Here is a 21,298-nt window from a genome sequence, read left to right as displayed (position 1 = left end):
CGGGGGACGCCCGCGCTACCGACGCGTTTTAGACAGGGCGGGCGGCGCCGGCTCGGGTTCGGCGATTAAGACTAGGCCGCCGGTGCTGTTGGCCGAGAGCATGAGCGTTTCGATCCAGTCTCGGTTAATCGACGGGGTGTGACAACCGAAATACCGGTAGTAGAGCGTGCTCGTCGGGTCGAGCCAGATGGCGCTGCGGCCGCTGCCCTCGTCGGCGGAATCGGTCCAGGTGAAGACGAAGCTTTCCCGTCGGCGCAGCTTGGTGCTGATCACAATCTGCAGGTGCATGAGGGCACGATCGTCGAAGGAGATCACGATGCCCGGATTGCCGTATAGCAACGTACCCATACGTGCGCCTCCTCGATGGTTCCCCCACTGTAGCGGTACGCGCGAGAGGGACAGACCGGGGCCTGTTGTCGCCGAATCCGTCCTGCGGGACCGCGCCGGTCGCCCGCTCTGCTAAAGTATGTAGGTTGCCGTTCAACGGCCGCGGATAAAGAGAGCTCAGGCATTCAGCCAAGGGCACCGCGCAGTGAGAGAAAGGGGATCCCACTTTATGGCACTCGAACCAGATGCTAAGAAGGCGATCATCGAAAAGTACGCTACCCACCCAGGCGACACCGGGTCCCCGGAAGTTCAGATTGCAATGCTCACGCAGCGCATCCTCGACCTCACGGAGCACCTGAAAGAGCACAAGCACGACCACCACTCACGTCGTGGCCTGCTTCTCATGGTTGGTCAGCGTCGCCGTCTGCTCGGTTACCTGTCGGACATCGACATCACTCGATACCGCACACTGATCGGCAGCCTCGGCCTGCGTCGCTAAAATCTCTGCGTTTGATTTGCAGGGAGCAGCGCAGCGTTGACAACGCGAACTTCTTCACAACGGGTCGTCACTTTCGGGTGGCGGCCCGTTTTGTGTCCCCTGCGAAGGGGGGTAGAACGGGCGCTACAATATGGGGTTGGCAATAAGGAACGGACACCCCCACGCATGAGTCTCTGGCGCACTAAAAGTATTGAAGATTCGATAGCGGACTCGCTGGAGAAAGGGCACAGCCTCAAACGGACCCTCGGCACCTGGGACCTCATGATCATGGGCGTTGCCGTGGCCGTCGGCGCGGGAATCTTCTCGGTCGGTGCCAAGGCCGCCGGCAGCTACGCCGGACCGTCGGTCACCCTCGCCTTTCTGCTGGCGGCGTTCACCTGCGCCCTCGCGATCATGTGCTACGCCGAGTTCGCCTCCGCCGTTCCCGTCGCGGGCTCCGCCTACACCTTCACCTACGCCACCCTCGGCGAACTGCTCGCCTGGATCATCGGCTGGGACCTCATCCTGGAGATGCTCACCGCGGCCGCCGTGATCGCAAAGTACTGGGGTATCTACCTCAGCACCGTCTTTGATCTGGCCGGCTGGAACGTTCCCGCCACGATCAATGTGCTCGGCCTTGATGTGAGCTGGGGTGCTTTCGTCATCGTCGCCATCTTCACCGCCCTGCTCGTGCTCGGCACCCAGCTCTCCGCCCGGGTCGCAAGCGTCTTCACGATCATCAAGGTCGCTATCGTAGTCTTCGTGATCGTCGTCGGTGCGTTCTTCATCAACCCGAAGAACTACGTCCCGTTCATCCCCGCCGAAGTGCCCACGAGCGGCGGTGACGGTGACGTCTGGATGCAGTCCTTGTTCTCCTTCATGACGGGTGCCGCCCCGGCCCAGTACGGCCTGTTCGGCCTGCTCGCCGGCGCTTCCCTGGTGTTCTTCGCCTTCATCGGGTTCGACGTCGTCGCCACGAGCGCCGAAGAGGTCAAAAACCCGCAGAAGACCCTGCCACGGGGCATCTTCGCCGGTCTCGCGATCGTCACCGTGCTCTACCTCGGCGTGAGTCTGGTGCTGACCGGCATGGTGCCGTACACGGTGCTGGCCGACGACCCCAACGCCTCCCTCGCAACCGCCTTCGTTGCCGTCGGCGCCGGCTGGGCCGCGCAGGTCATCTCGATCGGAATTCTCGTCGGCCTCACGACGGTGATCATGGTGCTGCTGCTCGGCCTGTCGCGCGTGCTGTTCGCGATGAGCCGGGACGGACTGCTGCCGCGCTGGCTCAGCGTCACGAGCGAGAAGCGCCGCACTCCGGCCCGAATCCAGATCATCTCCGGTACCGCCGTTGCGCTGATCGCCGGCCTCACCGACGTCGGCGTGCTTGAAGAGATGATCAATATCGGTACCCTGTCGGCCTTCGTACTGGTCAGTATCGCTGTCGTCGTGCTGCGCAGGAAACGCCCGGATCTGCCGCGCGCTTTCAAAGTGCCGTTCTCGCCGGTGCTGCCGATTCTGTCGGCCGTGCTCTGTACCTGGCTGATGCTGAACCTCACAACCCTCACCTGGGTGCGGTTCGCGGTTTGGCTGGCGATCGGATTCATCGTGTACTTCGCTTATGGCCGTCGCCATTCCGTGCTCGGCATCAAGCAGCGTGCCGCAGCCGAGGCCAGTCACAGGGCGCCCGCAGAGGCCAAGCCGCTAGAGGCCAAGCCCGTCGACTAGGTTGTGGTGGCGGTGAACGCAACGCTTGCGTGATGCTCGTCCTTGCTCGATGCCGGCTTGGCCCCGCTCGTACCGGGGTGCCTGCGGGCCAGAATCAGTCGCTCAGCTATTTTGCCGGCGAGGAACTCTCCCCACAATCGGTAGTCCGTTGAATTTCGGTACCGACCGAAGACTAGGAAGGCGTTTTCGGTCAGCGGAAGATAGACCGACTGCGGCACGGCTCGGCAAACCCTCTCGGTACGAACGGTCAGACGCCGTGCGTGAGCGTTGGCGACGGAACCCAGCAAGCTGTCAAATACGGGAACTGTTCGAATCGGCTGGATATCCATGACGTACACAAACGTGCTGTCCAGCGTTTCCTGCTCGAGAGAGCGGAGCAGGCGGCCCATGTTCCGCTCCCAGGATTTTTCTGATGTGAGATTAACCGCGTCATTGACGCCGACAAATACGACGATCGCATGGAACCGGCCCAGGTCTTGTCCCTCGATCAGGTTCGGAAGATCCTTCAGAAATCCAAAGGGGTCGGTAGCCAGGGTCACGTCGGCCCCGCGGCCGGTTTGAGCTGAAAGAGCACGGGCCAAGGACCCGGGCAAGGCGAGGTCATGGCTGCTGACCCCCCAGCCCGAAGCGGGGCCGCCGCCAAGAATAAGCACACGATCTCTTTCAATCCCCGGTGAGTGTGCCCGTGGAGGACCGGTCGGGCGGGGTATGCTCGCGCTTCCCTGCCGAATAAAACCCATCCAGGCGCGCATGACCCCGACAACCAGCAGCCGTCCGAGTCCCTGCACGTGCACGCCTCATTTCACTCACAACTACTTTGCCTGAGTAACAGGTCTGGCCTGCAGTCTTTATGACACCAGTTCGGGGCTATTCGAAGCCTGTCGACAACAGCGGCCCCACTCGGTAACAACGCCCGGTCTGGTACGGTTGTACTGGTCCTTCTTCAGAAGTGGCCATGCAACCGGAGCGCAGCTGGCAGGAAGCTGGTCCTCGGTGGTGGTTTCCCAGACGCGCAGCCTCTGGTGAATTTCTACTGGTGGCCAGCAAAGCGACAGTGTCGGAAAAGAGACAGTTGACACGCAGGTCAGTCCTGCCTGTTCGGGCTCCTCGTCCCACTCGTGCGCCACTTGGGCACGCGAGCCTTCGTCGCCAGAATGGCGAGAAGCAAACTTAAAGGAGAACACCCCCACATGGAGGGTCCAGAAATCACGTTCGCCGAAACCGTTATCGATAACGGCAAGTACGGCAAGCGCACCATCCGTTTTGAAACCGGGCGTCTCGCCCAGCAGGCGCAGGGTTCTGCCGCCGCGTACATCGACGAAGAGACGATGCTGCTCTCCGCCACGAGCGTCAGCAAGCAGCCGAAGGATAACTTCGACTTCTTCCCGCTCACCATCGACGTCGAAGAGCGGATGTACGCTGCTGGCCGCATCCCGGGCAGCTTTTTTCGCCGCGAAGGTCGTCCCTCGACCGACGCGATCCTTACCTGCCGCCTGATCGACCGGCCACTGCGCCCGTCTTTCGTTGACGGCCTCCGCAACGAGATCCAGGTTGTCATCACCGTTCTGGCCATCGAGCCCGACGAACTCTACGACGTGCTCGCGATCAACGCGGCCTCCATGTCGACCCAGCTCGCCGGCCTGCCGTTCTCCGGACCGATCGGTGGCGTTCGCGTCGCCCTGATACCCGACGAGAACGGTGGCGGACAATGGGTCGCCTTCCCGAAGCACTCGCAGCTCGACGATGCCGTGTTCAGCATGGTCGTTGCCGGCCGCGTTGTCACGGACGCCAACGGAACCCAGGACGTCGCGATCATGATGATCGAGGCCGAAGCGACCGACGCCGCCTGGAACCTGATCAAGGGTGGCGCCGTCGCGCCGAACGAAGCCGTCGTTGCTCAGGGCATCGAGGCCTCCAAGCCCTTCATCAAGCAGCTCGTGTTCGCGCAGCAGCAGGTAGCCGACGCTGCCGCCAAGCCGACCGCTGACTTCGCGCTGTTCCCGCCCTACCAGCCGGCCACCTACGACGCCGTCGCTGCGCTGTCCTATGACCAGCTCAAGACGGTCTACACGATCGCCGACAAGGTCGAACGTCAGATCGCCGACGACGCGCTGAAGGCATCCGTCAAGACCGCCATCGCGGCCAAGGTCGACGCCGGCGAACTCGACGCGAACGCCAACAACCAGGTGAACGCAGCCTACAAGTCGGTCACCAAGCTCGTAGTACGTTCGCGCGTTCTCAATGAGGGCATCCGCATCGACGGTCGTGGGCTTGCAGACATCCGTCCGCTCGACGCCGAGGTCGCGGTCATCCCGCGTGTGCACGGCTCGGCCATCTTCCAGCGCGGCGAAACCCAGATTCTGGGCGTCACCACCCTGAACATGCTCAAGCTCGAGCAGTCGATCGACTCGTTGAACCCGGTCACCAAGAAGCGCTACATGCACAACTACAACTTCCCGCCCTACTCCACCGGTGAAACCGGTCGTGTCGGAACGCCGAAGCGCCGCGAGATCGGCCATGGAGCGCTCGCTGAGCGCGCTCTGGTTCCCGTGCTGCCGACGCGTGAGGAGTTCCCCTACGCCATCCGCCAGGTCTCCGAGGCGCTCAGCTCCAACGGATCCACCTCGATGGGTTCCGTCTGCGCTTCCACCCTGTCGCTGCTGAACGCCGGAGTGCCGCTGCGCGCCCCGGTCGCCGGTATCGCCATGGGCCTGATCAGCGACACCGTCGACGGTCAGACCCGCTACGCGGCCCTGACCGACATCCTCGGCGCTGAAGACGCCCTCGGCGACATGGACTTCAAGGTCGCCGGTACGAGCGAGTTCATCACCGCGATCCAGCTCGATACCAAGCTCGATGGCATCCCCGCCTCGGTCCTGGCCGGCGCGCTGATGCAGGCGAAGGATGCCCGCACCACGATCCTGTCCGTGCTCAACGCGGCGATCGACGCTCCCGACGAGATGGCGCCCACCGCGCCCCGCGTCATCAGCGTGCAGATCCCCGTCGACAAGATCGGCGAGCTGATCGGCCCGAAGGGCAAGACGATCAACTCGATCCAGGACACCACCGGTGCCGACATCTCGATCGAGGAAGACGGGACCGTGTACATTGGCGCCGTTGACGGACCGTCGGCTGAAGCCGCTCGCGCCCAGGTGAACGCCATCGCCAACCCGACCAACCCCGAGGTTGGCGAGCAGTTCCTCGGCACCGTCGTAAAGATCGCCGCGTTCGGCGCCTTCGTTTCGCTGCTTCCTGGCAAGGATGGTCTGTTGCACATCTCCGAGGTGCGTAAACTTGCGGGTGGCAAGCGCGTTGAAAACGTCGAAGACGTGCTCGGCGTGGGCCAGAAGGTTCTCGTGGAAATCACGAAGATCGATGACCGTGGCAAGCTGTCGCTCGCCCCGGTCATTGACGAAGCTGCTGACACTGAGGGTCGCGCCGCGGCTTCCGACAGCGCCGACGCTTCGACCGAGGTCTAACGCTCAGGCCTGACCTGCCCCCAAAGATCTCCCGATCACCTCTCGCCAGGTCGGTCGGGTAGATGGAAGGCCCGCACTGCTTGCAGTGCGGGCCTTTTCTCGCGCCCGGCACGGCCGAACGGTTATTACGCCTTGTCGACCCGGTGGACCGGGATTACCGTTACGCGCATGACTAATCAACGGAACGTTGTGTTCTTCCTGTCGCGCCTCAGCGTCGTTTCTCTGCTCACGGTCGGCCTCGTGGCCGGCGTGGCGACCGCCCCGGCCCTCGCACAGTCCACGGTGCAGTCCATGGTGCAGTCCACGGTGACTCCCACCGCCGCATCCGCTCTCGGTTATGTCGCTCTCGGCGACTCCTTCACCGCCGGCCAGGGCGCCCCGCCCTACGTCACCGACGGCGCCGCCTGCCTGCGTAGCAAGAGGGCCAGCTACCCGACTTTCGCGGCGCTCGTGAGTCCGTATCGCCTCACGTCCAATCGGGCCTGCTCCGGCGCCAGCACAGCGGATGTCCCGGCGCAACTTCTAGGAGTCAGCCCCGGTACCGCCCTGGTCACCCTCACTGTCGGCGGCATCGACGCCGGCTCCAATATCGTCCTGGCGGCGTGTGCTCCCGATGCGACCAGCCCGGCCTGCCTCGACGCCATCGGATTCAGTGTGGCACAGCTGGGCTTCCTCGCCCCCAGGCTCGTGGGCGCTTACACGGCGGTGGCCACGGCACTGCCCCAGGCGAGGATCGCGGTCCTGAGCTACCCGCGTCAGTTCAAGACCGGCTTTTCCCCGCTCGGAGACGTGCTGAACTCGGCGACCGACGCCCTGAACACGGTTATCGCCGGGTCCGTCGCGGCCATGGCGAGCCCGCGCATCCGTTTTGTCGACGCCTCCCAGGAATTCGCCGGACACGGTATCGGTTCACGGGTGCCGTACTTCGCGTTTGATCCGCTCAACCCGTTCGCACCGGCGAACTTTCACCCGAACGCGCTCGGCAACAGCCTTGGCTACACGCGGGCCCTCGTCAGCGACGCGGTGTTGCGTCGGCAATAGCCCGTTCGGCCGACCGGCGGGCGCCGGAATCTAAATGAAAGATTTATAAAGTATGGATACACTAAACCTGTGCTGTCTTCCGGTTTGCCTGCTGCCCAATTGAAGTCTGACCTGTTCAAATCGCTCGGGCATCCGTTGCGGGTGCAGGTTCTGGAGCAGCTCGTGGCCGGCGAGCGTTCGGTCGGTTCTCTCGCCGAGGCCCTCGGCTGCGAGCTGTCCAACCTCTCGCAGCAACTCGGCGTGCTGCGCCGCGCCGGCGTGGTCCTGACCCGCCGGGAGGGCAACTCCATTTTCTATGCCCTGCGCGACCCGAGCGCGGTCGAGCTGCTCGCCGCAGCCAAGCGCATGGTATTGGCCAACCTCACCGATTCGCACGCCTTGCTCCAGCATCTCGAACAGGAATAAGTCCTTCTCCAAGGACGCCGGTGTTCGTTACAGATCGTTTCCCGCGTAGGAGAGGTTGAAGCTCTTGTTGGCGAGCGGAAAGTCGGGAACGATGGTCTCCGATAAGGCGCCCGGCACTGCGGGCCAGTTCAGGAATGACGGGTCGACGACCTTCACCCGGGCGAGGGTGCCGTCGGCGGCGAGTTCGACCCGGTGAGTTGCGGTTCCCCGCCACGCTTCGACCAGGGCGAGCCCGGTGCCGGCCGTCGCCGGATCAACGCTGACTGCGGTCCCGGTGTGTCCCTGCAATCGGCGTAGCAGGTCGACGGCGACCGCTATGGACACTTCCACCTCGCGGGCACGCACGGTGTACCGAGCGAGTACGTCGCCGCCCTCCTCGGTCACGACGTGGAAGACTTCGCCGAGATTGATGAACGGATGCTCGTTGCGGGCATCCGTATCGATGCCGGATGCACGGGCGACGTAGCCGAGCGTTCCGATCGTGGTTGCCTGCGCGTTGGAGAGCCGGGCGGTGCCGGTGAAACGGCCGCGCACGATGGCGTGGTCGAGGGTGATGCCGACCAGTTCGGCCATGGCGGCACCGATGCGAACGAGGTCGGCCGCGTCGGGAAGTGCCGCGACCCGGGTGCCGCCCACGCTCAGGGCGCCGCGCAGCAGCCGGTGGCCGGTGACCGTTTTGTTGATGCGCAACAGTTGCTCGCGCAACCCCTGGGCCTGAGCGTCGATGATGCCGAACCCCACGTCGTTGGCGAGGGAGCCGAGATCGGTCACGTGGTTGTAGAGACGTTCCAACTCGAGCAGCAGCGCGCGCAGCAGCCGATCGGGCTCGGAGACCTCGATGCCGGCAGCCTGTTCAACGGCCATGACGAAAGCGAGGGAGTGCCCAACGGCGGTGTCGCCGCTGATCTGTTCAGCCAGGGGGACTCCCTCGGCCGCGGTCTTGCCCTCGAAGACCTTCTCGACACCGCGATGCAGGTACCACTGGCGGGCTTCCATCCGTACGACGGTTTCGCCGACGACCGAGAACCGAAAGTGACCCGGCTCGATGATGCCGGCGTGAATGGGGCCGACGGCGATCTCGTACACACCGGGACCCTCCACCGGCACGAACGGGAACGATTCCGTGTCGGGTTCGAACTCGGGCACGACGGCGTTGGCGCGCAGCATCGGGTACCAGCCGCGCGGCCAGTGGCCGTGGCGCACCAGACGGTGCGGCTGCGGATGGTTGCGCGGCACAACCCCATACAGATCGCGTATTCCGCGCTCGAAGTTGCCGGCTGACAGGGAAATCTCGGCGAGGCTCGGAATCCAGGCGTCGTCCCGCGGCATGGTGACCGACAGGTCGGCCCGCAACGCCGGGGTCGTGCCGACGAAGGAATAGACGATGCGAAAGCTGTCGGTGTCCTCGTGGCACGCGACCAGGGCCAGGCGGCTTCCGGCGTCGAGCAGAGCACTCGCGGCGGCGGCCAGGTCGGCCCGGTCCAGCTCGCGCAGTTCGTCATGCATCAGTTAGTACCTCCCAGAACGGCTGTGGCCTGCAACAGAAGGGTGCCGACCGGTTCGGCCACGAATGCGATCGTTGCCGTCGTGGCCAGGGCCAAAATGATCGGCAGGCGTGGGCCGTGGGCCGAGTAGTCCGGTGTGAAGGCGGTGCCCGCCGAGGGAACTCCGATGGTCATCTGCACGGTCAGGCGGGTGAACGCGGCGAAGATCACGAGTAGCAGCACGAGGGCTGCCCCGACGATGCCGCCGAGGCCCACCGACCAACCGGCCATGATGATGCCGACCTCGGAGAAGAAGATGCTGAACGGCGGGAAGCCGACGATGGCTGCCATGGCGATGAGCCAGGGCACGGCCAGGCCGGGCCGTCGCACCAGCAGGGCGCGCACGTCGGAGATCGACGGGGTGCCCTCGATCTTGAGGATGCGCCCGGAGATCACGAACAGGGTCGCTTTGATCAGGCCGTGGCCGAAAATGTACAACAGCACCGAGGGGAGCGCGGCTGGGCCGATGGCGACACCGATCGCCATGAGGCCCATGTGTTCGATGCTGGAGTAGGCGAGCATCCGTTTGTAGTCGCGTTGGCGAATCAGCAGGGAAGCGGCCACGAGCAGCGAGAGCAGGCCGCCGATGCTGAGCATGGTGCGCAGGAACTCCGGGCCGATGACGAGGTCGGTGATGGACTGGATGCGCAGGATGGCGTAGAGCGCGACCGAGAGCAGTACACCCGACATGAGACCGGAGACCGGTGCCGGGGCCTGGCTGTGGGCGTCCGGCAGCCAACTGTGCATTGGGGCGAGGCCCGACTTGGTGGCGAAACCGAGTACGGCGAGTGCGCCGCCGGCGGTGATGAGCGCCGGGTCGAGGCCGAGGTCGGACTGGCTCAGCAGTAACCAGGACAGGGTCGGGGTGTCGGTGCCGACCGAGGCCGCGTAGATCAGCACGATGCCGAGCAGCGCGATGGCGACGCCGACCGAGCCGAGGATGACGTACTTCCACGCCGCTTCAAGCGACCGGCGGGTGCGGTGGTGGCCGACCAGGAACGCGGTGGCGATGGTCGTGGCTTCCACGGCGGCCCACATCAGGCCGATGCTGTCGGCGAGTACGGCGAGGGACATCGCGGCAAGGAACAGGGCGATGAGCGCCTCGTAGCCGGCGGCGTCCCTGGTTCGGCTCGACGTAGCGCTGCTGAGGCCGCCCCAGGTGGAGATGAGGCCGACCGCTCCGACGACCGTGAGCATATAGGCGGAGAGAGCATCGGCGCGCAGCATGCCGCCGCCGCTGTCGGGCACGTAGCCGCTCAGCGCTGCGCTGACCAGAAGCAGTCCCGACACGAGCACGGCGCTCGACGCGGCGACGCCGACGAAGCGGCACAGCGCCGAGCCGCGCAGCAGCAGGCCGAGGACGGCGAAGGCCAGCGGGCCGACCAGGGGAATCCACAGTATGAACGACATCAGTCGTGCAACTCTCTGAGCTGATCGACGGCCGTGCCGCCGAACTTGGTGCGCATGCGGCCGGCGAACACGTGCAGAATGAGCACGACCAGCAGCACGTCGAGGGAGACCGCGAACTCGAGCAGAATCGGCACACCGCCGCTAGTCAAGAACGCGAGCGTGGCGATGCCGTTGTCGAGCATCAGAAAGCCGATGAGCTGGGAGCGGGCGCGGCGCCGGCTGATCAGCAGCAGAAAACCGATCAGCACCATGGCGAGGCCGATCGGTGCGGCGTGGCCGGTCACACTGTCGCCGAGGCCGAAGACGCGGCTGACCACGACGTAGCTGAGGATGGTCAGCAGGGTGACGGCGAGCAGCGCGGCGGTCGGGTTGAGCCGGGGTGATTCCTGAATCTGCTTGACCGCGGCCTTGGACTGGTGTGCGAGCACCCACGGCAGGCCGACGCCCTTGACCGAGAAAATCAGCAGCGACACGAGCACGAGCTCGGGCTCGCCCTCGGCGATGCCGATCACGGCGACGAGCGCGGCGAGGGCCATACCCTGCAGGGCGAGCAGCCGGATCGAGGCGAGCAGGGAATGACGCCAGACCATGAGTGCGCTCGTGAGCAGCAGGGAGCCGGTGCAGAGGCCGATCAGCTGGGGATAGAAAGCTTCAAACACGACGGATGCTCCTCAGGCGACCAGGTAGGAGGCGGTGACGGCTAGGAAGGCGAGGGCGAAGGAACCCGCGAGCAGCTCGGGCACCTGGAACAGACGCACCTTGGCCAGAAAGATCTCGCCGACGCTCAGCAGCACGCCGAGCACGAGCACCTTCACCGCGATGGTGACGACGCCAATCAGCAGGCCCAGGGCGCTGAAATCGGTCACGATACCCCACGGCACGACCAGGTTGCTGACCAGACCGAGCAGGGCGGCGAGCTTCAGCCAGGAGCCAACTTCGAGCCAGGCCAGGTCGCGGCCGCTTGCCTCGAGGGTCATCGCCTCATGCAGCATGGTTAGTTCGAGGTGGGTGCCCGGATTGTCGATCGGCAGACGGGCCGTTTCGGCCATGATTGCGATCGACAGGGCCACGAGGGCGAGCACGCTGACCGGTGAGATGATGACCTCGGGGGAGAGCAGCCGGGTTTCGACGATGGCCGAGATGGTGCTGGTCCCAGCGGGGATCGACAGGGCGTAGACCGAGAGCAACAGCGTGGGTTCGACGAGAGCGGCAACGGTCATGTGCCGGCTCGACCCCATGCCTCCGAATGCGGTTCCGCCGTCGAGCCCGACCAGGGCGAGTGCGACGACGCCGATGAGCATGACCGAGACGATGACGAAGAGGTCGCTCGGAATGGACGGGAACGGGATGGTACCCACGAGCGGCAGCAGCACGCAGAGCAGCAGACTCGACACCATAAGGGCGACCGGCCCGGCCCTGAGCATCCAGCTGCTGCCTTCGGCACGCACGGGGTTCTTGGCGAGTAGCTTGCGCACGTCACGCCAGGGCTGCCAGATTCCGGCTCCGGCGCGCCCCTCGATCGTGGCCCGCACCTGACGGATCAGGCCCATCAGCAGCGGAGCGAGGAAGACGAACAGCACGACCTGCACGGAGGCGATGATGATGGAACTGAGCGCGGTGTTCATAGCGAGACCACGATCAGCACGATCAGTAGAGCAACGAAGGAATAGGACAGGTATCGGTGGATGCTGCCGTTGGCCAGGTGGCGTACGACGATTCCGTAGCGCTGGAGCAGGTTGAGCACCGGCCGGTACAGCCGGGTTTCAAAAATGTCCGAGACGCGTTGTTCCACCCGCACGCGTTCCACCAGATAACGCGACTCGGCGACGTGGGTGACCTGCACGTCGCGGGACGGCTTGAGCACGTCGTCGAACACCCGCACGAGCGGCTCGGCGTAGGAGGTTGCGGTGTACTGCATGCGCGGCCTGGCGCGGGAGCCGCCACCACCCCATGGCAGGTCGACCGTGCGATGCGGATGCCGGCGGGCCGACACGATGATCGAGACGATCACCGGGATGGCGACCAGTGCCGACAGCACGACGAGCATGATCGGGTCGAGCACCGCCCCGATACCCGGCAGCGAGACGCCGCCGAGGCCGACCGACTGCACGGCGGTTGTCGGGTTCGAGCTGACCGTGTGCGCAACGAGCGCGGCGATCGGCCCGGGGAGCAGCCCGAGGGCGAGCACGAACAGCGCGCCGAGGGCGAGGGCGAGCTGCATGAGCCGCGGCACCTCACGGGCATCCGCTGCCGCTGCGCTGCGCGGCCGCGCGAGAAAAGCGATGCCGTAGGCCTTCACGAAAGTGAGCAGGGCGAGGCCGGCGGTCAGTGCGATCACGGCGACGGCCAGCGGCATGGCAACGGATGCCGCGACCGAGACGACCGCCCCGTCAAGGCGACCACCGTGGATGAGCGACTGCAGCAGCATCCACTCGGCGACGAAGCCGCTCGTGATCGGGATGGCGGCCGCGCCGAGGCTTGCAATGCCGAACGCGGCGGCGGTCACCGGCATGCGGGCACCGAGCCCGCCGAGCCGGTCGAGGTTGCGTTCTCCGGTGGCGTGGATGATCGCGCCGGCGCCGAGGAACAGGGTCGATTTGAACGCGGCGTGGCTGATGGTGAGCAGCAGAGCGGCGACGAGCGCGGCATCCGCTGCCGCTGTGGCGTCGAAGCCGCGCAGCAGCATGCTCGCCCCGAGTCCGAGAAAGACCAGGCCCATGTTCTCGGTGGTCGAGTAGGCGAGCAGAACCTTGAGATCGCTCGACACGGAGGCCTGCAGAATGCCGTAGAGAGCGGATACGCCGCCCACGAGCATGATCGCGATGCCCCACCAGGGCGGGCCGTCGGGCAGCAGGCGAACGCAGACCAGCAGGCCGCCATAGACGCCGATCTTGACCATGGCGCCGCTCATGGCGGCCGAGACGTGACTGGGCGCTTCGGGCAGCACCCGGGGTACCCAGACGTGCAGCGGCACGAGTTCGGCCTTGCCGCCAAATCCGAGTAAAAGGAGTACGAAAGCCAGGTTCGCCGGCCAGGAGCCGGGTTCGACGGCCTGCAGGCTGGTGAAGCTCGTGCCGCCCGATGCAGCGGCGAGCACCGCGAATCCGGCCAGGATGAAGAAGAAACTCAGCTGCGACATAGCCGAATACCAGATGCTGGCGGAGGCGACCGTGGCGCGGCTGGCATGGTCGGCGAGCAGCAGCACGGTGGAGCCGAGTGTCATGATCTCCCAGGCCAGCAGGAACGAGACAGAGTCGGTCGCAGCCGGTACGAGCTGCATGCCCACGAGGAAGACCGGCATGGCCACCCAGGCGGTGCGGCTCGCGTCGGCTCCCCGAGTGGAACTCATGGAGTAGAGCGACACGAGAATGCCGACGCCGGAGACGACGAGCATGAACAGGCCACCCAAGCGGTCGGGGGCCAGCACTAGCGGATCCATTGGAAGGGCGATCGGAATGAGCAGGCCGCCGGTGGCGCCGAGCAGCGCCCCGAGGCCGGTGGCCAAGCCGGTCACGGCAAGGAGGGTGCAGAGGATGCCGCCCGCCCGCGACCGTAAGGACGGTGCGGCCATGAGACCGCTCACCACGGCGAGCGCACCGAGACCGAGTTGCAGGAGCAGTCCGGCTCCGATGGCGGTTTGTGGGAGCAGTCCCGCACCGATCTCGGTCTGCAGGAGCAGTTCGGCTCCGATGGCGGTTTGTGGGAGCAGTCCCGCACCGATCTCGGTCTGCAGGAGCAGTTCGGCTCCGATGGCGGTCATCGGCCGGTTATCCGGCGCAGGGCCCGCACGATATCGGCCGGTTCCGGCGGGCTGCCCGGAACCTCGATATCGACGTGCACGAAGTCAGAAACGGGCCCCACGATGCCGTAACCGTCGCGAAAGGCACCGCCGTTCAGAGCGCAGTCACCGACCGCAATCACAAACCGGGGGGTGGGGGTGGCCTCGATGGTGCGGCGCAGCGGCTCCGCCATGTTGCGGGTGACGCTGCCGACGATGAGGAGCACGTCGGCGTGCCGCGGCGAGGGAACCAGGCGCGCGCCATAGCGTTCGACGTCGTAGACCGGACCGAAGGCGGCCGAGACTTCGAGTGCACAGTCATTGCAGCCGCCGGCATTGATGAAGCGCACCTGCACGCTGCCGCCGAGCGCCTCGGCTCCGGCAAAAAGCGGCGGAGCGGGCGGTGCCGGTTCGGCGATCCTTGCGCCGTGACGGATCAGGGTGGCCAATCGCAGGAAACTCATACGAGTCCCCGGTGTGCATGCATGTTCACGAAGCTGGTGCCTTCTGTGGGAAGCGCGAAGTCGAAGGGTGAAGGGCAGGCGACGGATTCTGCGATACGTCTGGTTGAGTGCAAGACTACCGGCGCGTATAAGTCCATTACTTCTTTATATAAGTATATGAAGACTTTCGCAAATAGATATCGTTACCCGCGACGGTCGAGCAGCGGGGTGAGACGATACGGGATGACCTCGCCCATCGCGAGCGAGGTCTCGGTGCGTTCGACCCCGTCGCAGGCGAGGATGGTTCCGTCAATGCGGAACAGGTCTGCGGCATCCGTACAGACCACCCGCACGAGCAGGTCGGTCTGCCCGCTCATTCCGTGCGCCTGCACGATCTCGGGGATCTGAGCGAGGTCGATCACGATCTGGGCGAGCCGTTTCTGCTGCACGTGAACCTCGATGAACGCGGTCAGCGGATAGCCGAGCGCGGCCGGATTGATGCGACGATCGAAGCCGAGAAAGGCGCCAGAGTCTTCCAGGCGTTTCATTCGGGCCTGCACGGTATTGCGGGACAGGCCCAGCGTGTCGGCGAGTGCAACAAAGGTGCTGCGCGGGTCGGCGGAGAGCGCCTGGAGAAGCTTCGTGTCGGTCTTGTCAAGGCTGTACATAGTGCAAAACATTAACATGGACCGGCGCGCTTGAATAGGGCACTCTGCTCACTATTTTTGATAGTGGTTGTGCTCCCTGCTACGTCGACATAGGCTCACGTCAACTTTAGCAATGACGCTCGGAGCTACCCATGATTGATTCATCCCTCCAGCCGGTGCAGCTCCTCTCGCTTGACGGCGAGCGGATGCCCCGCCCGGACTTCGACTCGTGGGTCGAAGATCTCGACGGGGCGGCCCTGCTCGCGCTGTACCGTGACATGGTCGTGGTGCGCCGCCTCGATACCGAGGCGACCGCCCTGCAACGCCAGGGCGAACTCGGCCTGTGGCCGCCGCTGCTCGGCCAGGAAGCTGCCCAGGTCGGCTCGGCCCGCGCCCTGCGCAGTGACGACTTCGCCTTTCCGAGCTACCGCGAGAACGCGGTCGCCTACTGCCGCGGAGTCAAACTGACCGACATCGTCAAGGTGTGGCGCGGTAACGCCCAGTCCGGCTGGGATCCCTACACCGTCAATCTGGCCACCCCGGCGATCATCATCGGCGCGCAGACCCTGCACGCCACCGGGTGGGCGCTCGGCGCGCAGCGCGACGAAGTCGACTCCGTCGCCATCGCCTACTTCGGCGACGGTGCCACGAGCGAGGGCGACGTCAACGAGGCCATGGTCTTCGCGGCGAGTTTCCAGGCCCCGGTGGTCTTCTTCTGCCAAAACAACCACTGGGCCATCTCCGAGCCGGTCGGGGTGCAGGCGCACCGCAACATCGCCGATCGCGCGCCGGGCTTCGGCATTCCGAGCCTTCGCGTCGACGGCAATGATGTGATCGCGGTGCTGGCGGCCACCCGCATCGCCCTCGACCGGGCCCGCACCGGCGGCGGCCCCACCTTCGTCGAAGCCGTCACCTACCGCATGGGGCCGCACACCACAGCGGATGACCCCACCCGCTACCGAGACCCGGCCGAACTCGCCGCGTGGAAGACGCGGGACCCCCTGCTGCGCCTGCACCGGCTGTTGACCAGTCTCGGTGAGATCACCCCCGAGGTCGAGGAAGCCACTGCGGCCCTCGCCGACGCCGCGGCAGTCGAACTGCGGGCCGGCTGCATCGGCATGCCGGACCCCGAACCGCTGAGCGTGTTCGACCACGTCTACGTCACCCCAAACGCCACCCTCGAGCGCCAGCGCACCGACTACGCCGGGTACCTCACGAGCTTCGGCGGTGCAGAACAGAGCGGTGCAGAACAGAACGGAAAGGCGTGATGACCATGACCACCCTGATGACCCCCGCCACCGTGTCGACCGTCCCCGGCCTCGCTGTGCCGGCCTACACGGACCCGGCCCCCACTCCCCTGAGGGAGACCAAGACGCTTACCATGGGCAAGGCTATCAACGAGGGCCTGCGCCAGGCCATGCTCGACGACCCCAGGGTTGTGCTGCTCGGCGAAGACATCGGAGCCCTCGGCGGCGTCTTCCGTGTAACGAGCGACCTGCTCGCCCAGTTCGGCGCTCGCCGGGTCATCGACACGCCGCTCGCCGAATCCGCGATCATCGGCACCGCGGTCGGCCTCGCCTACCGCGGCTACCGCCCGGTCTGTGAGATCCAGTTCGACGGCTTCATCTTTCCCGGTTTCGACCAGATCGTCAGCCAGGTCGCCAAGTTCCACTACCGTACCCAGGGCGCCGTGCGCATGCCGATCACCATCCGGGTGCCGTTCGGCGGTGGCATCGGAGCGGCCGAACACCACTCCGAGTCGCCCGAGGCCTACTTCACGCACACCTCCGGCCTGCGCGTGATCGCCGTCTCCAACGCCCAGGACGCCTACAGTCTCATTCGGCAGGCCATCGCGAGTGACGACCCGGTGCTCTACTTCGAGCCCAAACGTCGTTATCACGTCAAGGGTGAGGTCGTTCCCGAACTGGGTACCCCGATGGACCAGGCCGTCATCGTGCGCCCAGGAACGGATGTCACGCTCCTCGCCTACGGCGCGCTCGTGTCTACGGCGCGCGACGCGGCGCTCGCCGCTCTTGACGAGGGCGTGTCGATCGAAGTCATCGACCTGCGCTCACTGTCACCGGTGGACTACGCGGTGGTGGAGGCATCCGTTCAGAAGACCGGGCGTCTCGTCGTGACCCACGAGGCGGCCCAGTCGGGCGGGCTCGGCGGCGAGATCATCGCGACCGTCACTGAACGCTGCTTCAGCTACCTGGAAGCCGCGCCGGTGCGGGTGACCGGCTTCGACGTGCCGTACCCGCCGGCCAAACTCGAAAGCCACCACCTGCCCGACCTCGACCGTATTCTCGACGGCGTCGACCGGGTCATGGGGCGCCGATGATCAAGATCTTCAAACTGCCCGACCTCGGTGAGGGGCTTACCGAGAGCGAGATCGTGGCCTGGCTCGTGGCGCCGGGCGACGAAGTCACCCTCAACCAGCACATCGCCGACGTTGAAACGGCCAAAGCGGTCGTCGAACTGCCGAGCCCCTTCGCCGGGGTCGTGCGCGTACTGCATCAGCCGGCCGGTGTGGTCGTGCACGTCGGCGAACCTATCGTCAGCTTCGATATCGGCGGCGAACCTGACACGCCTCCGACAGCGGATGCTGCCGCACCCGCACCCGCACCCGCACCAGTACCCGCACCCGCACCATTACCCGCACCAGTACCAGTACCCGCACCAGTACTCGCACCCGTCGAGCAGCGCGAGGCCAACCTGGTCGGCTATGGTCCCGCAGTGGAGCGCGGCGGTCATCCCCATCGCCGGGCCCGCCAGGGCGGCGGCCTGCCGGTCGTGGTCGACCGGCCTGCGTCCGATCAGGCTGCTCTCGCTGATCGGAAAACACCGGTCGCGCCATTCACGCAACCGCGCACGGCAGCGGATGCCGCGCTAGACCCGTTGACGCTCGCCGCGGCAGCTGTAGACCAACCGGCCGCAGCATTGCCTGGGGAGCGACCGCGCTCGACGCCGCCGGTGCGCGCGCTGGCACGTGACCTCGGGGTCGACCTGACCACCGTCACCGGAACCGGGCGCGACGGCTTGATCACCCGCGACGACGTGCGCGCCCACCTCACCCACTCCGTGCCGGAGCCAGGCCTGCACACAACGACGCCCCACCCCTCGGGCACGCTGCCCGGTGCCGGTACCGGTGCCGGAGCCGGAGCCGGAGCGTTCGAGCGCGAGACCCGCACGCCGATCAAGAGCCTGCGCAAGCTCACGGCCGCCGCCATGGTGCAGAGCGCTTTCACGGCGCCGCACGTGACCGAGTTCCTCACGATCGACGTCACACCCGTCGTCGAGCTGCTCGAGTCCCTGAGTGGCGACCGTCAGTTTGCCGACGCGGGCATCGGCATCCTCGCCGTGGTGGCCAAGGCGCTCTGCCTCGCGGTCGGCCGCACTCCAGCGGTGAACACCCGATGGGATGAGCCGGCCGGCGAAATCGTGCAATTCCACCACGTGAACCTCGGCATCGCCGCGGCCACCCCCCGCGGCCTGCTCGTGCCGAACATTCCGGATGCCGAACGGCTCGACCTGCGCGGCCTCGCCGCCGCGCTCGCCGAACTCACCACGGCGGCCAGGGCCGGAACGACCACGCCGGCGGCGCTGGCCGGCAGCACGATCACCATCACCAATATCGGGGTCTTCGGTATCGATGCGGGTACCCCCATCCTTAATCCGGGGGAGGCGGCGATCCTCGCGCTGGGCAGCATCCGCTCACAGCCGTGGGAGTACCGCGGGCAGGTCGCCCTGCGCAAGGTGCTCACGCTCAGCCTGTCGTTCGACCACCGCCTGGTCGACGGCGAGCAGGGTTCCCGCTTTCTCGCCGATGTCGGAACCATCCTCGCCGACCCGGCCCGGGTATTGACCATGGTTTAGCTCCTTCTATTCTCGCCACCAATATTTCTCCCACCAATTCCAAGACCAGTATTCTTTGCCCACCTCGGTGCACACAACTCCTTCAATGTGAAAGCCTGCCGGTGAAAATCAGTGGAATTCCGGGGCATCCACGCTTCGCGGGCGCGGATTGCTGGAGTTATGCCGAATGACGGCGGTTGACCGGGGTGCGGGGGCGGAGGACAGTGGGGGCATGAACGCTCACGGCGCACTCCTCACCTCCCTTTCGACAAAGAATCAGTTGGCGGGCACCGCTTTCGTGCATCTCGACGGATGCCTGCACGCCACATTTCGCACCAAAGACTTCGCGTCCGCTCTCGAACTCGTCAATCGGATCGGCGAAGTCGCTGAAAAACTGAACCACCACCCTGACGTGCGCCTCGGCTACGGCACGGTGTCGCTCGTGGTCACCTCGCACGACGCCGGGGGAGTCACCGCGCGTGATCTTGATCTCGCTGCCCGGGTGCAGCAGATCGCCGACACCCTCGGTGCGACTGCCGGCCCTGTGCGGCCGACCCGTTACGACATCGCGATCGACTGCACCGACGAGGACGCCGTGCGCCCGTTCTGGCGGGTCGCCCTCGGCTACACCGAGGTTGCCGGTGACGACGGCGTGGAACTGGTCGACCCGGGCGGCCTTGGCCCGAAAGTCTGGTTTCAGCACATGGAGATCGCCCGTACCGACCGAAACCGAATTCACCTCGACGTGCACGTGCCGAACGATGATGCCGAAGAGCGGGTCGCGGCCGTGCTCGAGGTCGGAGGAGTGCTGCTCACCGACGAGCATGCTCCCGACTGGTGGGTGCTCGCCGATGTCGAAGGCAACGAACTCTGCATCTGTACCACCGCGTTCTGAACGGCGATGAGGAGGATCTAGCGTTGCACAGGTGACCACAACTCTTCTCCCGGCTCTTCTGGGCCTCGCCACCGGGCTCTCTCTCATCATCGCGATCGGGTCCCAAAACGCGTTCGTGCTGCGACTCGGCATCGAGGGACACAATAAAGTCATCGTTCCTGTCGTCCTGATCTGCGCGCTGTCCGATGCCGTGCTCATTCTGGCTGGGGTGCTCGGCCTCGGGCTGGTCGTGGCCGGGGCGCCGGTGGCGATCATCGTGATCCGCGTGCTCGGCTCCGCCTTTCTGATTGGTTACGGACTCGTCGCTGCCCGCCGGGCAATTCGCCCCGGAACACTCGTCGTGTCGGGAGCCATGGGTGCAACGGGGATGCGGGTCGCCGTCGCGAACGTGCTCGCCCTCACCTGGCTGAATCCGCACGTCTACCTGGACACCGTGCTATTCCTCGGCGCCGTCGCCAACCAGCAGGGCATGGAGCAGCGCTGGTGGTGGGCTGGCGGCGCCATTGCGGCCAGTTTCATCTGGTTCTCGGCGCTCGGCTTCGGAGCACGACTACTGCGCCCGGTGTTCGCCAGGCCCACGTCGTGGCGAGTGCTTGACGCGGTGATCGCCGTGGTGATGATCGCCCTCGGCGTGCGCCTGGCCCTCGGTCACTAGGTCATACCTGACCGGGCAGGCCGAGGGCAGCGAGTGCCATCTCCTCGAGCAGGGCCCGCACGGCGGGCTGCGCCGAGGCGCGCGCACTGTGCGGCGTCGAGTTCAGCAGCCCAAAGGTCGCGTGGGCGCGAATGCGCAGCTGCGCCATGTCGACCGCCGGGTGCACCCGCTGCAAAACCTGCACCCACAGTTCCACGTACTCGCGCTGGAGCACGCGCACCCGGTGGCGGTCTGGCTCGGCCAGACTGTCGAGGTCTCGGTCCTGCACCCGAATCACGTCGGGGTTGGCCAGGGCGAAGGTCACGTGAAAGCGCACGAGTCCCTGCAGGGCGGACGCGGCATCCGCTGTCGCCGTGACGACCGAGTTGCCCCCGGCGACCAGATCCTCGCTCACGTCGATGAGCAGGGCGGCGAGCACGGCCGGCTTGCCGCTGAAATGGCGGTAGACCGCCGGTCCGCTCACCCCGACGGCCGTGCCCAGGTCTTCGATCGAGACCCCGTTGAAACCCGAGCGGGCAAACAGGGTAGCCGCCGCGCGGAGTAGTTCGGCACGCCGGTGGGCCTTGGCCTGGCTGCGTGCCGTTCTCTGAATGCTAGACATTTCAGTTAATACTAG

Annotated in this window: 20 protein-coding genes; 10 read left to right on the top strand and 10 right to left on the bottom strand. The window is 65.8% G+C overall.

Annotated elements, in window-relative coordinates; translation table 11 throughout:
* Nucleotides 1-15: 15 nt before the first annotated feature.
* Entirely contained in the window at nt 16-348 is a 333-nt protein-coding gene (locus E3T47_RS14650) for a DUF7882 family protein (RefSeq protein ID WP_134556785.1), read from the bottom strand.
* Between the two features lie 208 nt (nt 349-556).
* Between E3T47_RS14650 and rpsO the strand changes: the two genes are divergently transcribed.
* Nucleotides 557-826: a 30S ribosomal protein S15 gene (rpsO, locus tag E3T47_RS14645; RefSeq protein WP_092112143.1), complete on the top strand. Its 270-nt coding sequence runs from the start codon at nt 557-559 to the stop codon at nt 824-826.
* A gap of 165 nt (nt 827-991) precedes the next feature.
* Nucleotides 992-2,530, top strand: a complete 1,539-nt coding sequence (locus E3T47_RS14640; protein ID WP_134556784.1) for an amino acid permease — start codon at nt 992-994, stop codon at nt 2,528-2,530.
* Here E3T47_RS14640 and E3T47_RS14635 read toward each other — a convergent pair.
* Nucleotides 2,527-3,069, bottom strand: coding sequence for an SGNH/GDSL hydrolase family protein (locus E3T47_RS14635; RefSeq protein ID WP_134556783.1), 543 nt, complete (start codon nt 3,067-3,069; stop codon nt 2,527-2,529). The genes E3T47_RS14640 and E3T47_RS14635 overlap by 4 nt on opposite strands.
* Nucleotides 3,070-3,720: 651 nt before the next feature.
* On the opposite strand from E3T47_RS14635, the gene E3T47_RS14630 reads away from it, so the two are divergent.
* From E3T47_RS14630 to E3T47_RS14620, 3 genes are all read left to right on the top strand, one after another.
* Nucleotides 3,721-6,009, top strand: coding sequence for a polyribonucleotide nucleotidyltransferase (locus tag E3T47_RS14630; protein ID WP_134556782.1), 2,289 nt, complete (start codon nt 3,721-3,723; stop codon nt 6,007-6,009).
* 168 nt (nt 6,010-6,177) lie between these two features.
* Nucleotides 6,178-7,050: an SGNH/GDSL hydrolase family protein gene (locus E3T47_RS14625; RefSeq protein ID WP_134556781.1), complete on the top strand. Its 873-nt coding sequence runs from the start codon at nt 6,178-6,180 to the stop codon at nt 7,048-7,050.
* Between the two features lie 69 nt (nt 7,051-7,119).
* Entirely contained in the window at nt 7,120-7,455 is a 336-nt protein-coding gene (locus tag E3T47_RS14620; protein ID WP_241982290.1) for an ArsR/SmtB family transcription factor, read from the top strand.
* Nucleotides 7,456-7,482: 27 nt separating this feature from the next.
* Here E3T47_RS14620 and E3T47_RS14615 read toward each other — a convergent pair whose 3' ends face one another.
* The 7 genes from E3T47_RS14615 to E3T47_RS14585 form a co-directional block, all read right to left on the bottom strand.
* On the bottom strand, nt 7,483-8,961 hold the full coding sequence (locus E3T47_RS14615; RefSeq protein ID WP_134556780.1) for a hydrogenase large subunit: 1,479 nt from the start codon (nt 8,959-8,961) through the stop codon (nt 7,483-7,485).
* Nucleotides 8,961-10,409, bottom strand: a complete 1,449-nt coding sequence (locus tag E3T47_RS14610; RefSeq protein WP_134556779.1) for a proton-conducting transporter transmembrane domain-containing protein — start codon at nt 10,407-10,409, stop codon at nt 8,961-8,963. Before E3T47_RS14610 ends, E3T47_RS14615 begins: the two co-directional genes overlap by 1 nt.
* The gene (locus E3T47_RS14605; RefSeq protein WP_134556778.1) at nt 10,409-11,068 is read right to left on the bottom strand and encodes a hypothetical protein; all 660 of its coding nucleotides are present in this window, start codon (nt 11,066-11,068) and stop codon (nt 10,409-10,411) included. Before E3T47_RS14605 ends, E3T47_RS14610 begins: the two co-directional genes overlap by 1 nt.
* 12 nt (nt 11,069-11,080) lie before the next feature.
* The gene (locus tag E3T47_RS14600; RefSeq protein ID WP_134556777.1) at nt 11,081-12,034 is read right to left on the bottom strand and encodes a respiratory chain complex I subunit 1 family protein; all 954 of its coding nucleotides are present in this window, start codon (nt 12,032-12,034) and stop codon (nt 11,081-11,083) included.
* Nucleotides 12,031-14,169 (bottom strand): proton-conducting transporter transmembrane domain-containing protein, encoded by a 2,139-nt coding sequence (locus E3T47_RS14595; protein ID WP_134556776.1) that lies wholly within the window; start codon nt 14,167-14,169, stop codon nt 12,031-12,033. Before E3T47_RS14595 ends, E3T47_RS14600 begins: the two co-directional genes overlap by 4 nt.
* Nucleotides 14,166-14,651, bottom strand: coding sequence for an NADH-quinone oxidoreductase subunit B family protein (locus tag E3T47_RS14590; protein ID WP_134556775.1), 486 nt, complete (start codon nt 14,649-14,651; stop codon nt 14,166-14,168). The genes E3T47_RS14595 and E3T47_RS14590 overlap by 4 nt, the downstream gene beginning before the upstream one ends.
* Before the next feature lie 182 nt (nt 14,652-14,833).
* Nucleotides 14,834-15,298, bottom strand: a complete 465-nt coding sequence (locus E3T47_RS14585) for an Lrp/AsnC family transcriptional regulator (protein ID WP_134556774.1) — start codon at nt 15,296-15,298, stop codon at nt 14,834-14,836.
* Nucleotides 15,299-15,429: 131 nt separating this feature from the next.
* Here E3T47_RS14585 and pdhA point away from each other — a divergent pair, with 131 nt between their 5' ends.
* The 5 genes from pdhA to E3T47_RS14560 all read left to right on the top strand — a co-directional run bounded on the left by pdhA (nt 15,430) and on the right by E3T47_RS14560 (nt 20,682).
* Nucleotides 15,430-16,545, top strand: coding sequence for a pyruvate dehydrogenase (acetyl-transferring) E1 component subunit alpha (pdhA, locus tag E3T47_RS14580; protein ID WP_134556773.1), 1,116 nt, complete (start codon nt 15,430-15,432; stop codon nt 16,543-16,545).
* 113 nt (nt 16,546-16,658) lie between these two features.
* Complete coding sequence (locus tag E3T47_RS14575) at nt 16,659-17,618, top strand: alpha-ketoacid dehydrogenase subunit beta (protein ID WP_241982297.1); 960 nt, start codon at nt 16,659-16,661, stop codon at nt 17,616-17,618.
* Complete coding sequence (locus E3T47_RS14570; protein ID WP_134556772.1) at nt 17,615-19,153, top strand: dihydrolipoamide acetyltransferase family protein; 1,539 nt, start codon at nt 17,615-17,617, stop codon at nt 19,151-19,153. Before E3T47_RS14575 ends, E3T47_RS14570 begins: the two co-directional genes overlap by 4 nt.
* Nucleotides 19,154-19,364: 211 nt before the next feature.
* Nucleotides 19,365-20,027: a VOC family protein gene (locus E3T47_RS14565; RefSeq protein WP_134556771.1), complete on the top strand. Its 663-nt coding sequence runs from the start codon at nt 19,365-19,367 to the stop codon at nt 20,025-20,027.
* Between the two features lie 31 nt (nt 20,028-20,058).
* Nucleotides 20,059-20,682 carry a LysE/ArgO family amino acid transporter gene (locus E3T47_RS14560; RefSeq protein WP_134556770.1) on the top strand — a complete coding sequence of 208 codons (624 nt, stop codon included), beginning with the start codon at nt 20,059-20,061 and terminating at the stop codon, nt 20,680-20,682.
* Between the two features lies 1 nt (nt 20,683).
* On the opposite strand, the gene E3T47_RS14555 is transcribed toward E3T47_RS14560, so the two are convergent.
* On the bottom strand, nt 20,684-21,283 hold the full coding sequence (locus E3T47_RS14555) for an SACE_7040 family transcriptional regulator (protein ID WP_134556769.1): 600 nt from the start codon (nt 21,281-21,283) through the stop codon (nt 20,684-20,686).
* Nucleotides 21,284-21,298: the final 15 nt, after the last annotated feature.

The organism is Cryobacterium ruanii, assembly GCF_004404055.1.
GTDB classification, from domain to species: Bacteria; Actinomycetota; Actinomycetes; order Actinomycetales; family Microbacteriaceae; genus Cryobacterium; species Cryobacterium ruanii.
The sequence above is the reverse complement of the archived record's forward strand: the minus strand, read 5'-3'. Positions and strand labels throughout refer to the sequence as shown.